This window comes from Ruegeria sp. CJ6, assembly GCF_056536665.1.
In genome coordinates this window covers 47,059-63,879 of sequence record NZ_JBQFQB010000007.1, presented here as the reverse complement: position 1 = coordinate 63,879, position 16,821 = coordinate 47,059, and the positions used below count along the sequence as shown (strand labels likewise).

The 16,821-nt window shown below is 59.8% G+C and carries 14 protein-coding genes; 11 read left to right on the top strand and 3 right to left on the bottom strand.

Annotated elements, in window-relative coordinates:
• Positions 1-12: 12 nt before the first annotated feature.
• Positions 13-1,284 carry an NAD(P)/FAD-dependent oxidoreductase gene (locus tag ACR0BT_RS18245; RefSeq protein ID WP_480763782.1) on the top strand — a complete coding sequence of 424 codons (1,272 nt, stop codon included), beginning with the start codon at positions 13-15 and terminating at the stop codon, positions 1,282-1,284.
• 2 nt (positions 1,285-1,286) lie between these two features.
• Here ACR0BT_RS18245 and ACR0BT_RS18240 read toward each other — a convergent pair whose 3' ends face one another.
• Positions 1,287-1,988, bottom strand: coding sequence for an SDR family oxidoreductase (locus ACR0BT_RS18240; RefSeq protein ID WP_480763781.1), 702 nt, complete (start codon positions 1,986-1,988; stop codon positions 1,287-1,289).
• 103 nt (positions 1,989-2,091) lie between these two features.
• On the opposite strand from ACR0BT_RS18240, the gene ACR0BT_RS18235 reads away from it, so the two are divergent.
• Positions 2,092-2,943, top strand: coding sequence for a LysR substrate-binding domain-containing protein (locus ACR0BT_RS18235; protein ID WP_480763779.1), 852 nt, complete (start codon positions 2,092-2,094; stop codon positions 2,941-2,943).
• On the opposite strand, the gene ACR0BT_RS18230 is transcribed toward ACR0BT_RS18235, so the two are convergent.
• Positions 2,934-3,836: a LysR family transcriptional regulator gene (locus ACR0BT_RS18230; RefSeq protein ID WP_170398397.1), complete on the bottom strand. Its 903-nt coding sequence runs from the start codon at positions 3,834-3,836 to the stop codon at positions 2,934-2,936. The two genes, ACR0BT_RS18235 and ACR0BT_RS18230, sit on opposite strands and share 10 nt — an antisense overlap.
• 77 nt (positions 3,837-3,913) lie before the next feature.
• On the opposite strand from ACR0BT_RS18230, the gene ACR0BT_RS18225 reads away from it, so the two are divergent.
• The 5 genes from ACR0BT_RS18225 (at position 3,914) to ACR0BT_RS18205 (ending at position 11,091) form a co-directional block, all read left to right on the top strand.
• Positions 3,914-7,126 carry a reductive dehalogenase gene (locus ACR0BT_RS18225; protein ID WP_480763777.1) on the top strand — a complete coding sequence of 1,071 codons (3,213 nt, stop codon included), beginning with the start codon at positions 3,914-3,916 and terminating at the stop codon, positions 7,124-7,126.
• 129 nt (positions 7,127-7,255) lie between these two features.
• The gene (locus ACR0BT_RS18220) at positions 7,256-8,122 is read left to right on the top strand and encodes an FAD binding domain-containing protein (protein WP_480763775.1); all 867 of its coding nucleotides are present in this window, start codon (positions 7,256-7,258) and stop codon (positions 8,120-8,122) included.
• Complete coding sequence (locus ACR0BT_RS18215; RefSeq protein WP_480763774.1) at positions 8,119-8,598, top strand: (2Fe-2S)-binding protein; 480 nt, start codon at positions 8,119-8,121, stop codon at positions 8,596-8,598. Before ACR0BT_RS18220 ends, ACR0BT_RS18215 begins: the two co-directional genes overlap by 4 nt.
• Positions 8,598-10,853, top strand: a complete 2,256-nt coding sequence (locus ACR0BT_RS18210; RefSeq protein ID WP_170613229.1) for a xanthine dehydrogenase family protein molybdopterin-binding subunit — start codon at positions 8,598-8,600, stop codon at positions 10,851-10,853. The genes ACR0BT_RS18215 and ACR0BT_RS18210 overlap by 1 nt, the downstream gene beginning before the upstream one ends.
• Positions 10,846-11,091 (top strand): MoaD/ThiS family protein, encoded by a 246-nt coding sequence (locus ACR0BT_RS18205; protein ID WP_170637066.1) that lies wholly within the window; start codon positions 10,846-10,848, stop codon positions 11,089-11,091. Before ACR0BT_RS18210 ends, ACR0BT_RS18205 begins: the two co-directional genes overlap by 8 nt.
• A 28-nt stretch (positions 11,092-11,119) precedes the next feature.
• On the opposite strand, the gene ACR0BT_RS18200 is transcribed toward ACR0BT_RS18205, so the two are convergent.
• The gene (locus ACR0BT_RS18200; RefSeq protein WP_170398414.1) at positions 11,120-11,992 is read right to left on the bottom strand and encodes a LysR family transcriptional regulator; all 873 of its coding nucleotides are present in this window, start codon (positions 11,990-11,992) and stop codon (positions 11,120-11,122) included.
• A gap of 99 nt (positions 11,993-12,091) precedes the next feature.
• Between ACR0BT_RS18200 and ACR0BT_RS18195 the strand changes: the two genes are divergently transcribed.
• The 4 genes from ACR0BT_RS18195 to ACR0BT_RS18180 are packed head-to-tail and all read left to right on the top strand — an operon-like array spanning position 12,092 to position 16,819.
• A complete protein-coding gene (locus ACR0BT_RS18195; protein ID WP_170398417.1) occupies positions 12,092-13,534 on the top strand; it encodes an aldehyde dehydrogenase family protein in 1,443 nt (480 codons plus the stop codon).
• Positions 13,534-14,511: a membrane dipeptidase gene (locus ACR0BT_RS18190; RefSeq protein WP_170566732.1), complete on the top strand. Its 978-nt coding sequence runs from the start codon at positions 13,534-13,536 to the stop codon at positions 14,509-14,511. Before ACR0BT_RS18195 ends, ACR0BT_RS18190 begins: the two co-directional genes overlap by 1 nt.
• On the top strand, positions 14,511-16,193 hold the full coding sequence (locus tag ACR0BT_RS18185) for a hypothetical protein (protein ID WP_480763823.1): 1,683 nt from the start codon (positions 14,511-14,513) through the stop codon (positions 16,191-16,193). The genes ACR0BT_RS18190 and ACR0BT_RS18185 overlap by 1 nt, the downstream gene beginning before the upstream one ends.
• On the top strand, positions 16,190-16,819 hold the full coding sequence (locus ACR0BT_RS18180; protein WP_480763773.1) for a DUF3726 domain-containing protein: 630 nt from the start codon (positions 16,190-16,192) through the stop codon (positions 16,817-16,819). The genes ACR0BT_RS18185 and ACR0BT_RS18180 overlap by 4 nt, the downstream gene beginning before the upstream one ends.
• The last annotated feature ends 2 nt before the right edge of the window (positions 16,820-16,821 follow it).

The following is a 16,821-nucleotide window of genomic DNA, read 5'->3' as shown; positions in this document are numbered from 1 at the left end:
CGAGGCCCGGGCATGCGCGACTATGATCAATCGTTATGGCGGCAGACCTGTCGCGAGCGTATCGACACGCAAAAGCTGTCTGATGACGTAAGCGTTGATCTTGCCGTGATCGGCGGTGGTTACACCGGGTGTTCTGCGGCCTTGACCGCAGCAAAAGCGGGGGCTTCGGTGTGCCTGCTCGAAGCGCATCAGATCGGCCATGGTGGATCGGGGCGGAATGTCGGTCTCGTCAACGCAGGGCTTTGGCTGCCACCCGATCAAATTCGGTCGCATCTGGGGCAAATGGCGGGGGATCGGTTGATCGATCTGCTGGCTAACGCGCCGTCAGACGTGTTCGAGTTGATTGAAGCGCACGGGATTGACTGCGAGCCTGAGCGGCAAGGCACGTTGCATTGTGCTCATTCGGCCTCGGGCTTTGGTGATCTGCGTACCCGCCACGCACAGCTGAGCGCTTCTGGTGCGCCGGTCGAATTGCTCGATCCTGACGCGTCGCGCCAGCGGACGGGCAGCCCGGTAGTCCACGGCGCATTGTTTGACCCCCGCGCGGGTACAATTCAGCCGCTGGGCTATGCGGTGGGACTGGCCCGCGCCGCACAGAATGCGGGGGCGCAGATATATACGCAAAGCCCGATTCGATCTTTGCGGCAGGAAGGCGGGGTTTGGGTGCTGCAGGGGGATGGTGGAACCGTACGCGCCAGATCGGTCATTCAGGCGACCAACGCTTATCATCAGGGCATCGCCGATACGGCGCCCGACTATGTGCCGGTCTATTACTTCCAATACGCCACCGCGCCGCTGTCCCATAACCTGCGGGCCAGCATATTGCCGAAGGCAGAAGGATGCTGGGATACCGGCCTCATCATGACATCCTTCCGTTTGGATCAGACGGGGCGGTTCGTCATTGGCGGCATGGGGGATCTAAGCAGCGCCGGAGGATTTGCCCACAAATCCTGGATCAGGCGAAAACTGGCGGCGCTGTATCCGCAACTGGCGGATCAGCCGTTGATCGAGGGCTGGCATGGGCGAATTGCGATGACTTCGGATCACATTCCCAAAATCACTCAGATCGGGCCAAATGCGTTAGCCGCGCACGGGTTTTCGGGGCGCGGGATCGGGCCGGGCACTGTGTTCGGGCGCTTGATGGCTGAAAGCCTGCTGACCGACGATCCGTCCCTGCTGCCGGTTCCGTCGGTGGCTGAGTATAGCGAAAACTTGACTGGCCTGCGCCGCGCCTTCTTCGAAACCGGCGCGGCGCTGACGCATTTTGTTAAGGCGCGGTTCTGAATTCAGACAGACCGGGTGATGCCGCCATCGACGCGGATGTTCTGCCCGGTTATGTAGCCTCCGCCTTCGGAGGCGAGCATAGCCACGACCGAGGCGATCTCATCATAGCTGCGCCCGTAGCGGCCCATCGGGATGCGTGTGCGGAACTCTTCTTTTTCCGGAAGGCTGTCGATGAACCCGGGCAAGACGTTGTTCATGCGGATGTTGTCGGCGGCGTATTTGTCCGAGAACAGCTTGGTAAACGCCGCCAGCCCGGCGCGGAATACGCCCGAGGTAGGAAAAACCGGGTCCGGTTCAAACGCAGCAAAGGTTGAGATGTTGATGATCGATCCACCGCCCTGCGCTTGCATGATAGGGGTCGCCAACCGCGTAGGTCTTACGGCATTCATGAAATAGACATCCATGCCGGTGTGCCAGTCCTCATCGGTCAGCTCCAGCACCGCTGCGCGGGGTCCGTGCCCGGCTGAGTTCACCAGCACATCGATCCGCCCCCAATGGGACATTGCAGCATCGACCAGTTTCTGCAGGTCATCATTCGACTGGTTCGAGCCCGTGATGCCCACGCCACCCAACTCATGCGCCAGCGCCTCACCCTTGCCTGACGAGGACAGGATGCCGACTTTGAAACCATCCGCCGCCAATCTGCGCGCGGAATCCGCGCCCATACCGCTGCCGCCTGCCGTGATCAAAGCTACTTTTACCATCTTCACGCTCCTTTGCGATGTTTGGTATAAAGATGGCTGGCAGCGTTCACTTTGACCAATCAGTTCTATTGCGCATAGGCTGTAGAAAATCTACAGTCTAGTTATGCCCGCTCTTCCACCTCTCAATGCGATGCGCGCCTTTGAGGCCTCGGCACGCCACTTGAACTTTCGCTTGGCTGCGGAAGAAATTGGGGTGACTCAAGGGGCCATTGCGCAGCAGGTGCGGGGCTTGGAGGCGCGGCTGGGCACTGCACTCTTTGAACGACTACCACGTGGGTTGCGCTTGACCGAAGCGGGGCGTCGGTTCCACGCGCCGCTGCGTCGGGCGTTTCGGCTGATTGAAGAGGCTGTCGATGAGCTGGCTGATCAGCGGCAGATCACGATCTCGGTCACGCCCAGCTTTGCCTCAAAATGGCTGGTGCCGCGTCTGAATGATTTTGTGACCCGCCATCCCGATATCTCGGTGCAGGTTGACGCGTGCGAGCGGTTGGCGGATTTCCAGTCTGATGGAATCGATATTGCAGTACGCCAGAGCCGTTCACCGGTTGCTCGAGATCTGCAAGCAACACCTTTGTTCTCGACCGAATTCGTTGTCGTGGGCAGTCCGGACCTCGCATCGCAAATTTCAGGTCCAGACGACCTGATGCAACACGTATTGCTCAGCGATTCCCATGGGCTGTGGCCGTTGTTTCTTGAACGCGCCGGGGTCGAGGGGAAGCCGCGGATGATGAGTTTCAGCCAGACAAGTCTGGCGATAGACGCCGCTGTCTCGGGGCAAGGCTTTGCGCTGGCCAATGCGCCACTTGTGTCTGCGGAACTGGCTTCGGGTCGGTTGGTGCAGCCGCTCTCTGAGGTGCTGGTTGACGATTTGAGCTTTTTCATCGTCACCCCGCAGAAACCGCGCCAACCGGAGCTGGTGAAACAGATGCGCGACTGGTTGCTATCTCAGGTCTGAAGCGAGGCCGCAATCGCGTCGATCCGGTCGCGTAACCAACGATGTGCCGGGTCGTTGGCCGAGCGTTGGTGCCAGACCATATAGATTGACACTGCTTCGCATTTGAACGGCAGTGGCGCACTGTCCAGCGTGGCAAGCGGCCCGCATTTCATCAACTCCGTATCGGTCGAGATCAGGTCGCTGCCTTTCACGAATGGCGGGATCGCGTTGAAATGCGGCAGGGTTACGACGGGCGGTCTGATCTGGCTTTGATCCACGCCACGCATCACGGCACGGGCGTTGCGCCCGTCGGCAAATCGCACCTCAACATGATCGCTATTGCAATAGGATTGCCAATCCTCAGGCGGATCACGGTGAGCGGCATCATAGAATACCAACAACGGGCTGGTGATCAGCCGCTTCTGAAAGATATCCGGCCCATCCGGTGGCAGCGGGGTGAGCATCAATTGACACCGGTCGCTGCGCAGCAAGTCCGGGTCGGGAACACCCGACGGGATGAACTCCAGCCGCAACCTGACGCCTTCGGCGCGTGTCGCCCGCAGAAGTTCGGGAAAGATCAACTCACGCGGCATGTCGTTGGTGGCGATCTGAATGTCCATCTGTTCGGACAGCGGATCAAACGGGCGACCTTCTGTCAGGGCGCGCATGTTGTCCAGCACCTGTTGCACCGGCTCTTTCAACGACAAAGCGCGTTCGGTCGGGGTCAACCCCTGACCGGATCGGACAAATAGTGGATCGCCCAGCACTTGCCGCAACTTGCCCAGCGTATGGCTGATGGCCGATTGCGTCACCCCTAACCGGTCGGCAGCTTTCGACACCGAGCTTTCTTCGAGTATCGTCAGGAACACCCGTAGGACCTTGCCGTCCAGATCTGTGAAATCAATTCTGCTCATACCATTTATGATTATTCATGAATGGATTTGGTGTCCATGCCGGGGTAGGGGAAAGGGCAGCTAACTGGAGGCGCGCGATGGGGATCCGCTTTTTCTCGGACAAGAACAGACCTGTTCACATGGGTCCGTTCCCGCTGGAACGGCTGGCGCGGCTGGATCGGATGCCTGATCTGGCGCAGGTCGAACCGATGTGTGCGCTTAGCTTTCGCAGGCCCGAGCAGCCCGAAAGCATCGTGAATGCGATGGGCGAGTTTCAGGCGATGATGGACGCAATCCGGGATGGATTTGTGAACCCCGTCGCATCGGAAATTCCTGCCAACCCAGCAGATCGTGCCAATCATCTGAAAGCGTTTGGCTATTTCAACGATGCGTCGATGATGGGCTGCGGGCCGCTACCCGCGGAGGCGATGCTGGCTGAGCCTCGGCGCAACCCGGATATCGACCGGCTGGCTCATGCGCTTAGGACGCGGCAAACCAAAACGCTGGCCTCGGGCATCGATCTGATCATGGCGGATCTAAAAGAAAGCATGGAGGCCGCGCCACGCCCGATGGACTGTCATCGCCATACGCTCGTGTTTCTCTATGAGTTCAACCGCGATCCGGACCCCTCGGAGCCCGGGTCCGATTGGATCATGGATGCGCAGGATCACCGCGCCTGTTTGCTTGCCACCGAGAATGCAGTGGTCATTGCCAACTACATCCGCCTCCTTGGTTTCGATGCGCGGGCGCATACGGCGATGTCCTCTGAGGTTGATCTGGGCAAGCTGGCAGTTGCTGCGGGTCTGGCCTCGGTTGAGGATGGTGCGGTTGTGGTGCCTTGGTTGGGTAAGCGGTTCGGATTGGCCGCTGTGACCACCGAAATGGAGATCGCGCATGACCGACCCTTGCGACCGCTGGCCGAACAACCGTGGTTCCGCACGCAAGGACCTGCATGGTGGCTGGGTGCAGGCTTCGCCAAGAACGCTCTGAACCGGGATGCCTATGCCAAGCGGCGCTATGTGGACGGGGCACATCCCTTTGAAAACCTCAAACGAGTCGACACACCAACCACCTATATCGACGAGCAAAACGTAGCCCGGGTGCCCAAACGCGCAGACATGTTTGCGCGGGCTCAGTTCGGCGACATGGGTAAGTCGCTGCAAGACGCGACCAAGGGCGGGCATTACGTGCGCAAATCCGCCCCCAGCTTTGCCCAACGCCGCGCATTGGGTGCATTTGTTTTGCTGCAAGACGGTGACAGCGCCGAGGCTGTACAGCCCACAGATACCGAAAGAAATGCCGCGAATATCAAGGCTGCAACCTATTTCCTTGGGGTCGATGCGGTCGGGCTCAGCCGGTGCCCCGAGTGGAGCTGGTATTCCCATGACGCCACCGGAGAAGAAATCGTTCCGCCCCATGATCAGGCGATCAGCATGATCATCGACCAGGGCTATGAGACGATGGAAGGCGCCAGCGGGGATGACTGGATCAGCGTGGCCCAATCCATGCGCGCCTACCTGCGGTTTTCACTGCTGGGGGGCGTGATCGCGCAGCAAATCCGAAATCTCGGCTACAAGGCCAAGGCGCATACGGTGATGGATGGCGAGGTGCTGCAACCGCCGCTGCTGCTGTTGTCGGGGTTGGGGGAGGTCAGCCGGATCGGTGAGGTGATCCTGAACCCCTATCTTGGCCCGCGCCTGAAATCCGGTGTCGTGACAACCGACATGCCGATGACGCATGACAAACCCATCGATTTCGGCCTTCAGACGTTTTGCGAAAGCTGCAACAAATGCGCTCGGGAATGCCCTTCGGGCGCGATCACTGCCGGGCCAAAGCTGATGTTCAACGGCTATGAAATCTGGAAATCCGACAGCCAGAAATGCGCCACTTACCGTATCACCACGCCCGGGGGGGCGATGTGCGGACGATGCATGAAGACCTGCCCGTGGAATCTCGAAGGTATATTCAAGGAACGCCCGTTCCGATGGGCCGCGATGAATATTCCGCAGGCCGCGCCTGCATTGGCCAAACTGGATGATGCGGTCGGCAATGGTGGTCTGAATAACATCAAGAAATGGTGGTGGGATATCGAATTGGAAGCCGACGGAGCCTATCGCCCGTCGCAGCATCCATTGAACCGGCGGGACCTACAAAAAGACCTCGATTTGAAGTACGAGGATCAGACGCTTGCCGTCTACCCCGCTCCGCTCGCTCCGCACCCTTGGCCCTATCCCTCCAACATGGACCGGGAAGCCGGAATTGCCGCCTATGAGGCGATGGTCACAGCTGAAGACTACAAAGCGCGCAAAACGGCAGGCGATATGTCTGTGATCCACCGTTATCAGGTCGCAGGGGACGCGCCGGTGATGCGGGTGGAACTAACCAAGGTCGACAAGATGACCTCGGATGTCACCAAGTACGAGTTCTCAACCCTCGACGGTGCGCCCTTACCGAAATGGACGGCGGGCGCGCATCTGGACGTGCTGGTTTCGCCCGAATTCCTGCGGCAGTACTCGATGTCGGGCGATCCCTCCGACCGCAACACTTATCAGATCGGCGTGCTGCGCGAGGATGAGGGGCGCGGCGGCTCGGCCTTGCTGCATCGCATCTTCAACGAAGGGCGCAAGGTCTTCATCTCAAAGCCGATAAACCATTTTGAGCTGGTCGAGACTGCAACCAAAACCTTCCTGATGGGCGGTGGTATTGGCATCACGCCGATGATTGCTTTTGCCCACCGACTACATGCGATGGGCAAACCGTTCGAGTTACACTATTCCGCCAGTACACGAGCAGGTGCCGGATATCTGGACGATCTGGCGGCTGTGCCATGGGCCGATCACGTGCACTATCATTTCTCGGACGAGAGCACGCGGGCCGATCTGGAGGCTGTTCTGGAAGGATATCAGGACGGATGGCACGTTTATACCTGCGGCCCCGACCGCTATATGGATGGCGTCATACAGGCCGCCGAACGGCAGGGTTTCCCCGAAGAAGCACGGCATCTGGAGTATTTTTCGGTCCCGGAACAGCCCGAATATGAGAACCATCCGTTCACTCTGAAATTGGCGAAATCGGGTCGGGAGTTGACTGTTCCCGCTGACAAAGATGCGGCGCAGGTACTTAATGAGGCGGGCTTTCACGTGGATGTGAAATGCGCTGATGGGATTTGCGGGGTCTGCAAATGCGGCGTGATATCGGGGGAGATCGAGCATCGCGATTTCGTTCTGTCCAACAAACAGCGCGAAGGTGCGATCATTCTGTGCCAGAGCCGGGCAGCCCAGCCAGACGGGGTGATCGAGATCGATCTGTGATTGCTCTCGATAAAACGACATTTTGAATCCCAAAAATTGGTCGTTCCAGCCATGGACGCCGCCGACTTGCTGCACTAACGTCCCCGGCGAACCCCAGTCTATCCTGATCAACAGGTGCGAGGTACTTTCATGGATTATCACAGCCCCGCCAGCTTTGCCGAGGCGTCGGCTCTGGCCGCAAATGCAACGGGCATCACTCGGTTTCTGGCAGGCGGCACCGATGTGCTGGTGCAACTGCGCTCGGAACTGGTGACGCCCGATACGCTGATCGACATCAAGAAGATCGACGGCGTCAGCGACATCACTCGCAATGCCGATGGCAGCTGGACGCTGGGCGTCGCTGCCACCGGTGCCGAGATGAGCGAGCATCCCGAGCTGGGCCGCGATTGGCCCGGCGTGGTCGAGGCGATGGACCTGATCGGCTCGACTCAGGTGCAGGGCCGCGCCACGCTGACGGGTAACCTGTGCAATGGTTCTCCGGCAGCGGATTCGGTGCCCGCGATGGTTGCAGCGGGCATTACGGTCATTGTGACGGGCCCGGACGGCGCCCGCGAGGTTGCGGTTGAGGACATTCCGACCGGCCCGGGAAGGACATCACTGGCCAAAGGCGAACTGATCTCGGCGGTCAACATTCCAGCGCGTGGCGACAACGCCGGTGACGCCTATCTGCGCTTTATCCCGCGGACCGAGATGGACATCGCGGTCGTGGGTGTTGGCGTAAACTTACGTCTGGATGGCGATACCATCACCGAGGCGCGCGTTTCGCTGGGGGCTGTCGCACCGACCGTCTTGCTGGTTGAAGACTGCGCCAAAGCGCTGATTGGAAGCACGCTGGATGACGCGGCGCTGGACGCGCTCGCTGCAGCGGCCTCGGCTGCCTGCAACCCCATCGATGACAAACGCGGCACCATCGTGTTCCGCACCGAAGTGGCTGGCGTTCTGGCCAAGCGCGCCGCGAAAATCGCCTATGACCGCGCGAAGGGAGAACAAGCATGAGCAAGTTCCACGTATCCACCACCGTGAACGGGGACGCGGTTGAATATCTCTGCGACCCGCGCGAAACCCTGCTGGACTGTCTGCGCGACAAGCTGAACCTGACCGGCGCGAAAGAGGGCTGTGGCACCGGCGATTGCGGCGCATGCTCGGTCAGCGTCGATGGCCGTCTGGTGTGCTCGTGCCTGATGTTGGGCGTCGAGGCTGTAGGCAAGCAGATCGAAACGGTTGAAGGGATCGCGGACGGCGACGTCCTGCATCCGCTGCAAAAGAAGATGATCGAGTTTGCCGCCCTGCAATGCGGCATCTGTACCCCGGGCATTCTGGTGGCGGCCAAGTCGCTGCTGGAAAAGAACCCCAATCCCACCGAAGAGGAAACCCGGTACTGGCTGGCAGGCAATCTCTGCCGCTGCACCGGCTATGACAAAATCATTCGCGCCGTGATGGATACGGCGGCTGAGATGCGGGAGGCTTCGTAATGGCACTGGACGATCGCAAATCTGACTTCACGTTTGTCGGCACCCGCCCTGACCGCCCTGACGGTCTGGACAAGGTGACGGGCCGCGCCAAGTTCGGTGCGGATATCTCAGCCCCCGGCATGTTGCATGGCGCTATCCTGCGTTCACCCCATGCCCATGCGCGGATCGTCAAGATTGATGCTTCAAAGGCCGAGGCCCACAAAGATGTCAAAGCCGTTGTTACCCGCGCCGATTTCGCCGATGTCCCCTTCAAGCCGGGGCTGGAAGGCGAATTCTGGAACGTGCTGGAAAATGTCATGGCGGGCGAAAAGGCTCTGTATGACGGCCACGCGATTGCAGCAGTTGCAGCGACATCAGCCTTGGCGGCGCGCGATGCGCTGAAGCTGATCGAGGTTGAATATGAAGTTTTGCCCCACGTCACAGATGTGGACAAGGCGATGGCACCGGACGCGCCTGTCATCCGCGAAGGCGCGGCGGACTACTCGGTGCCCGAGGGGATGCACCCCAACGTAGTGCGCTATCACGAAAGCGGCCACGGAGATGTCGAAGCCGGATTTGCCGAGGCGGATCTGGTAATTGAGGACAGCTTCGTTACCGAGGCAACCCATCAGGGTTACATTGAACCTCATGCCTGCATGGGGTCTCTGGGTACTGACGGCAAAGGTGAGCTTTGGTGCACCACCCAGGGCCATTGGATCGCACAGAAAACCTGCGCGGCGTTGCTGGGCATCGAAACCTCACAACTGCGTGTGACCGCGTCTGAGATCGGCGGCGGCTTTGGTGGTAAGACCACTGTGTTCATCGAACCGGTTGCGTTGGCGCTCAGCCGCAAGGCCAACCGCCCCGTAAAGATCGTGATGACCCGGTCCGAGGTGTTCCGTGCGACCGGCCCGACCTCATCGGCGTCGATGGATATCAAGATCGGTATGAAGAAGGACGGCACCATCACAGCAGCCCAGGGCATCTTCCGCCTGCAGGGCGGTGCCTTCCCGGGTGCGCCGGGCGACATGACTGCCATGTGTGCCTTTGCGCCCTACAACCTGACCAATGTACGTCAGGTCGGCTATGACGTGATGGCCAACCGCCCGAAACAGGCCGCCTATCGCGCGCCGGGCGCCCCGATGGGTGCGTTTGCGGTCGAATCTGTGTTGGATGAGCTGTGCAATCAACTCGGCCTCGACCCGGTGGATGTGCGCCTAAGAAACGCCGCGCATGAAGGCACCAAAGCCAGCTATGGCCCGACCTATGAGCGTATAGGTCTTGTCGAAACGCTTGAGGCCGCCAAGGCGCATCCGCATTACTCGGCCCCGTTGAAGCCGGGGCAAGGGCGCGGGATTTCCTGTGGGTTCTGGTTCAACCATGGTGGTGAGACCTCGGTATCTCTAGCGCTGTCCGAGGACGGCTCGGCCCAAGTCATGGTCGGTACACCGGACATCGGCGGATCACGTGCGTCGATGGCTCTGATGGCAGCTGAAGTTCTGGGTATCCCCTACGAGAATATCCGCGTGACCGTCGCCGATACGGCAACGCTGGGTTACAATGACGTAAGCCATGGCAGTCGCGTGACCTATGCCTCGGGTCTGGCGACAATCAAGGCGGCGCGCCATGCGGTCGAGCAGCTATGTGCCCGCGCAGCGGCCAGTTGGGGAATTCCGGTTGATGCGGTGAAATGGGAGAACGGTTGTGCCGTGCCCTCAGGCCCCAATGCCGGTGACTTCGATCCGCGCCCGCTGGCCGATATCACCGCCCATATGGGCGCGACCGGCGGCCCGATCTCGGGCCATTTCGAGGCTACGCCGGAAGGCGCGGGTGTATCCTTTGGCACCCATATCGTGGATGCCGAGGTCGACCCGGAAACCGGCAAGACCAGCATCACCCGCTACACGGTCATTCAGGACGCGGGCAAGGCGATCCACCCGACCTATGTCGAAGGCCAGTATCAGGGCGGAGCTGCGCAGGGCATCGGCTGGGCGCTGAACGAGGAATATATCTATGGTGAGGATGGCCGCTTGCAGAACTCGATTTTCCTCGATTACCGCATCCCGGTCGCCAGCGATCTGCCGATGATCGACACGGTGATTGTCGAAGTGCCCAACCCCGGCCACCCGTTCGGTGTGCGTGGTGTGGGAGAGACCGGCATCGTGCCGCCCTTGGCCGCCATCGCCAACGCGGTCTCCAACGCGGCCGGTGTACGCCTGAAGCAACTGCCAATGTCCCCGCCGCGCATTCTTGCCGCGCTCAAGGACAATGGTTGAGGTCCACCTCTGGTCTAGCCTCCGGTCTTTGACCGGGGGTCGCGAGGTGATCGAGGTTGAGGCCGCCACCACGGGCGAATTGCTGCAGGAACTGGTGCGTATACATCCCCGGCTGCAGGCACCGATCGATGCGGGGGTCTCGGTGGCGTTGGACGGGCGCATCATCGCGACCGGACTGTCCGAGCCGATTCCGGAAGGTGCCGAGGTTTATCTGATGCAGCGTCTCAGGGGCGGTTGAAGGCGAAAGGTCTAGTTGGGCCCCGCCGTCACGCGAAATCACGGGACAGGATGAACGCGCAACACTGCTCGGTCAGATATTGGAAGCGCGAACGCTCGCGGACATAGAGATACACTTGCCTTTTGTCGTGAAGGTCCGTGATCGGGCGGTAAGACACCGCCTCCGGCAAGAATTCGGCAACGGTTTGAGGAAGCACTGTGATCCACTCGCCCGATCGCACCAGCGTGATCAATGAATGCGTGTTGTGAATTGTGATCTCGGCGTTTTTGATTGCCGTATGGAAAGCCGGCGTTTGAATCAGATCGCACAACGTGTTTCGGACAAAGGGTGCGCTGGCGATGTCGGGGATATTCAGCGGTTCTGCGCGTGTGATCAGAGGATGATCCGAGGCCGCGACCAATCCAAAGGAGTCCTGAAATAGTGGAATGGTTTGGATGCCGTTCAGGGCGTGATACCCGGATGCGATTCCGATATCTGCCTGATCCTGAGCGATGGCATCCAACACCTGCTGCGTGTCGGTGTCGCGCAGCTCGATCTTCACCCCGGGGGATTCGCTGCTCATGTGGTGCAATAGTGGTGGAAAGATCAACGCGCCAACCGACGGGACGGATACGATCCGGATCAATCCCTGTTCAGCCAGCGCGGCGGCCTCGATATTCTGGACGGTCTGATCGAATTGGCGCACTTGCCGCAAGCCCAGATCGAGTACCTGCTCACCCAGCGGGGAAAGCTGGTTCTTGCGCTCGCCTTCGAACAGCTTTTTGCCCAGATGGTCTTCGAGCTGCTTCAATGTCATCGAGACGGCTGATTGCGTTCGACCAAGGCGGTCGGCGGCCTCGGACAGGTTTCCGGTCTGGGCCACCGTGCAAAAGCAACGCAGCATCTCAATCTTGATTGCCAACTTCAGGTTCCTTGAAGTTTGTTTAAGTTATTTGAGTTTGACTGATGTGCATCGGAAAATCCATCCTGTGACAAACGAATTCTGACTCTGGGGCGCATTGTGACCAAATTGAACCTCATCGCTGGCGAATGGCTGGCAGGCGAAAGCGAAATCGAAAACCGCAACCCTTCTGATCTGACTGACCTGGTTGGTATGTTCGCGCAAGCCAGCAGCGACCAACTTGAAGCGACGCTGGATCAGGCACGTGTCGCGCAAGCTGAATGGGCTGCCTATGGGCTGGAACGTAAGCAGGCAGTTCTGAACGCCATCGGTAACGAGCTGATGACCCGCGCCGAGGAACTGGGCACGTTGCTCAGCCGGGAAGAGGGCAAACCGCTGGCCGAAGGTAAGGGCGAGGTCTATCGAGCGGGTCAGTTCTTTACCTACTACGCCGCTGAATGTCTTCGTCAGATTGGGGAAAACGCCGACTCCGTTCGCCCCGACATCGAGATTGACGTGCGCCGCGAAGCGGTGGGTGTTGTCGCCATTATCAGCCCGTGGAACTTTCCCACCGCGACCGCTTCGTGGAAGATTGCGCCCGCGCTGTGCTATGGCAACGCTGTGGTGTGGAAACCGGCGAACATCACCCCGGCCTCGGCCGTGGCACTGACCGAAATCATCGAACGGCAGGACATTCCCAAAGGTCTGTTCAGCCTCGTTATGGGCTCAGGCCGCAGTATCGGGCAGCGTTTGGTCGAAAGTCCTAAAGTCAACGCGATTTCTTTCACCGGCTCGGTTCCAGTTGGCAAGGGCATCGCGGCGGCGGCGATCCAGAACCTGACCAAAGTTCAGATGGAGATGGGGTCCAAGAACGCGCTGGCCGTGATGGACGACGCGGATTTGGATCTGGCGGTTTCGCTGGCATTGGGCGGCGCGTTTGGCGGCACCGGTCAGAAATGCACCGCCTCGTCGCGGCTGGTGGTGCATGCAGGCATCCATGATGCTTTTGTCGAGAAACTCGTCGCAGGCGCGCAGGCGATGAAAGTTGGCCACGCGCTGGAAGAAGGTGTTCAGATGGGCCCCGTCGTAAGCCAGCAGCAACTAGGCGAGAACCTCGCCTATGTCGATCTGGGTAAATCTGAAGGGGCCGAACTGGCCTGCGGTGGACAGCGCCTAGAGATGCCGCATGAGGGCTTCTACATGTCGCCGGGCGTGTTCCTGAACACCACCAACGACATGCGCATAAACCGCGAGGAAATGTTCGCGCCGCTGACCAGCGTCATCAAGGTTGGCAGCTATGACGAGGCGCTGAGTGTGGTGAACGACACCAATTTCGGCCTGACCTCGGGCATCGTGACTAAATCGCTGGCCCGTGCCACCCATTTCCGACGCAATGCGCGAACTGGTGTGGTGACTGTGAATCTGCCTACGGCAGGCACCGATTATCACGTACCCTTTGGCGGTCGCGGCGACAGCTCGTACGGGCCGCGCGAACAAGGCAAAGCAGCGGCAGAGTTCTATACCACCGTCAAGACCGCCTATATCAGCGCAGGCCCCGTCTGATGCGTATCGACGCGCTGCAATATGCCAACTGGTCGGAGAAGATTTTCCGCCAACTGCGCGAAGGCGGCGTGGATGCGATCCACGTCACCATCGCTTATCATGAGAATTTCCGCGAAACCGTTCTGAACTTTGAAAAGTGGAATCGCTGGTTCGAGCAATACCCGGACCTGATCATGAAAGGCCGTTGGGCCAGCGACATCGACATCGCGCGCGAAACGGGGCGGACGGCTGTGTTCTTCGGGTTTCAGAACCCATCCCCGATCGAAGACGATATCGGTCTGGTTGAGGTTCTGCATGATCTGGGCGCCCGCTTCATGCAGCTGACCTATAACAACCAGTCGCTGCTGGCGACCGGCTGTTACGAGGCCGAAGACACCGGCATCACCCGCATGGGCAAGCAGGTGATCAAAGAGATGAACCGCGTGGGCCTTGTTGTCGATATGAGCCATTCGGCGGATCGGTCGACCATCGAAGCGGCGGAATTGTCCGAGCGCCCCATTGCCATCACCCATGCCAATCCGCACGAATGGTCACCCGCTTTACGCAACAAGCGCGATGCGGTGATCCGGGCGGTGACGGAAAATGGTGGGATGCTGGGCTTTTCGGTCTATCCTCATCACCTCAAGGACAAGTCCGACTGCACGTTGGAGAGTTTCTGTGAGATGATCGCCCGAACGGCTGAGAAATACGGTGCCCAGCATCTGGGGATTGGCACCGACCTGTGTCAAGATCAGCCCGACAGTGTGGTTGAATGGATGCGCGTGGGGCGCTGGACAAAACAGATCGACTATGGCGAGGGTTCGGCCTCGGCCCCCGGTTTCCCGCCCATGCCGGGCTGGTTTCGGGACAATCGCGACTTCGGCAACATCGAGTCCGGCTTGCGCGCCACTGGCATGAACTCCGACGAGGTCGCGGGGATCATGGGCGGCAACTGGTACCGCTTCTTTGCCGATAATTTTAGGCCACAAGGCATATGATGGACCAAAGCCCGCATATCGCACGCCGCGACCCGGCCACTGTGATGCGCCTGTCCCGTCTAGGATCGTTGCATCAATGCCGTCTTAGTTTCATGCGGCAATTGACCCGTCGGATGGCTGCCGAAAACTGGACGTTCACCCGCCCAGTCTTCCAGATTGATGAAAAGGGCGTCGGTCACGCGGTCTACACTGCACAAGGTCCGGAACGCGCTTATTCGTTGGTGGCGTTTGCCCATGATCTGCCACCCGAGCAACGCTCGGATCGTGTGATCGCCGAGGCATGGGACGCGACCTTTGCGTTGTTTGACGGAATTCCTGACCCGGAAGACATTGAGCGGCTTTCGCAAAACGTACCTCTGCAAGAGGCCGGGCGTGTAAGCGAAAGCGAGCTGTCCTTGTCACGGGCCAACCGCTCGGTGCGTCTGTGGGCACATGTCGTGGATCGTCTTGCCACCGGTCAGCAGCCCGACCTCGAACAGATTTACAAGGTCGGTTACCTGATGCGGACAACCGCCGTGTATGGCTCGGGCAAGTTCGGCGCGGCAGATCGTGAGAGGATTGCAGACCGAGACGAAGTCAGCGCGCCATTTCAGGCCGAGATGCTTTCGGTCTACCTGACGCGGACCTTCGTGCGCGATCTGGTGCAACATATGGCCCGCACCAAGGGTGGCGACCAGACCGCAGAGTTGAACCCGGAAATCGCGCGTTGGCTGGGTATAGGCAATTCGACCGGGCTAGGTATGGCGCCTTTCATCGTCAATCACCCGATCCTGTTCAACAACTGGATCATGGTCCGGGAAGAGGCGATCTCGCGGGTTCGGTCCATTGAGACCGCAACAGAGGCAGAAGCGGCCAAGTTTCGCAACATCTTCGCCCGTAGCAGATTGTCGATCTCGTGGTGGAAGTCCGAGCATCCAATCCAGATCGAAAAGCTCGCGGCGCTGAATGCTGACTTGTGCGCAATATCGGACCATCTCGACAAGACCGATCTGACGGGCAATCAGCCCTGGGACCGCTTGATACAGTGGTCTCAGGCTGCGCTCAGCGAAGAAGGGCAGGAGTTGTTGGCCTCGCTGATCCTTGAACCCTACGGAGAACTGGTCGATGGGCTGACCAGCTGTATGGCGGACAGCAACGTTGCGGCGCATGTGATTGATGGCACGATGACCGTTGGCGCGGTGCGCGACCTGATCCGCGCCAGCTTTGGCTGGGCAATGGATCTGGACTGGAACGCGCCCGAACACTGCGCGCGCGCCTGGTATGTGTCCGAGGAAAAGCTCGAGCCCCGGCTGGGTGAGCGGTTTGACGAACCGATTGCAGACTACGAACAGCCGCTAGCCCCGGCGCGCGACGCGGCTCTGGCCGAAAGCGCGCTTTCGGAATGGGCGGATGGTGCACCCATCGCCGAGTTCCTACTTGAACACCCTGAACACCGCCACACGATCCGTCGCGCGCAAATGAGCCGCGTCGCGCCTTACGGCGAAATTCGCGACAACACGATCAGCGCGGATGTTCTGCCGATCGACATGCTGCGTGCCAAACTCTCGTTCTTTGGCGCCACGCATTTCGATCCTCGTTCAGACCGCTGGGTACGTATCTGCATGTATGCTGGCGCGCCTTATCCCGAAGAGTTAAGCAGCAAGACTGCCGATCTGTGGGTCTATCCGGAGCTTGGACCGTGAACGTATCGCTGAATGAGGTCGAAGCCACGGCCAAACGCGCCGCGCGCGGAGCCGGATACCCCTGGGGACTGGCGGAAGAGGTCGGCAAAGCCACACGTTGGCTATGCGCACACGGGATTGATGGCACGAATTCCCTTGCGCAATTGTTGGAGCAAGGTCTGGCAGCCTCACTCAAGAATCACCGCCCGGTTGAGATGCAGTCGGCATGGGCGGGGCAAGGCGTGCTTTGTCCGATCATTACGGGCGCGTTGCTTTCTGATCGGTCTGACCTGCTGCACGCAGGTCCCATACGTATCCAAAACCTTGCGGTGCCTGTCTATCTGCTGCCCTTCGTAGCTTCTGCGGCGCGCGCTCAGGGTAGCGTGATCTCGCTTACGTCCGACCTGTTCTCGGCCGCAACGGATGGCGGTCATTTGGAAGCCGGGCAGGAATGGCCCGCGCTTTCTGATCACGTCCAGATCGCGCTGGGCGGCCAACTCTCCACCCCTCGACCGCACGTGACCCGCGCAACCCCGGACCCGGACAGTTGGGACACCCTTAACCGATTTGCCCACCGCACCTATGCGCCCGCCACCGAAGAATCCCGGCTGTTGGGTGCCGGTGCGGGCCTTTCCGACAATGACTGAAT

What these genes read in the sequence shown, in the direction of transcription:
- ACR0BT_RS18245 (WP_480763782.1), top strand. Translation starts at nt 13, where the DNA reads ATGCGCGACTATGATCAATCGTTATGGCGGCAGACCTGTCGCGAGCGT.
- ACR0BT_RS18240 (WP_480763781.1), bottom strand. Translation starts at nt 1,988, where the DNA reads ATGGTAAAAGTAGCTTTGATCACGGCAGGCGGCAGCGGTATGGGCGCG.
- ACR0BT_RS18235 (WP_480763779.1), top strand. Translation starts at nt 2,092, where the DNA reads ATGCCCGCTCTTCCACCTCTCAATGCGATGCGCGCCTTTGAGGCCTCG.
- ACR0BT_RS18230 (WP_170398397.1), bottom strand. Translation starts at nt 3,836, where the DNA reads ATGAGCAGAATTGATTTCACAGATCTGGACGGCAAGGTCCTACGGGTG.
- ACR0BT_RS18225 (WP_480763777.1), top strand. Translation starts at nt 3,914, where the DNA reads ATGGGGATCCGCTTTTTCTCGGACAAGAACAGACCTGTTCACATGGGT.
- ACR0BT_RS18220 (WP_480763775.1), top strand. Translation starts at nt 7,256, where the DNA reads ATGGATTATCACAGCCCCGCCAGCTTTGCCGAGGCGTCGGCTCTGGCC.
- ACR0BT_RS18215 (WP_480763774.1), top strand. Translation starts at nt 8,119, where the DNA reads ATGAGCAAGTTCCACGTATCCACCACCGTGAACGGGGACGCGGTTGAA.
- ACR0BT_RS18210 (WP_170613229.1), top strand. Translation starts at nt 8,598, where the DNA reads ATGGCACTGGACGATCGCAAATCTGACTTCACGTTTGTCGGCACCCGC.
- ACR0BT_RS18205 (WP_170637066.1), top strand. Translation starts at nt 10,846, where the DNA reads ATGGTTGAGGTCCACCTCTGGTCTAGCCTCCGGTCTTTGACCGGGGGT.
- ACR0BT_RS18190 (WP_170566732.1), top strand. Translation starts at nt 13,534, where the DNA reads ATGCGTATCGACGCGCTGCAATATGCCAACTGGTCGGAGAAGATTTTC.
- ACR0BT_RS18185 (WP_480763823.1), top strand. Translation starts at nt 14,511, where the DNA reads ATGGACCAAAGCCCGCATATCGCACGCCGCGACCCGGCCACTGTGATG.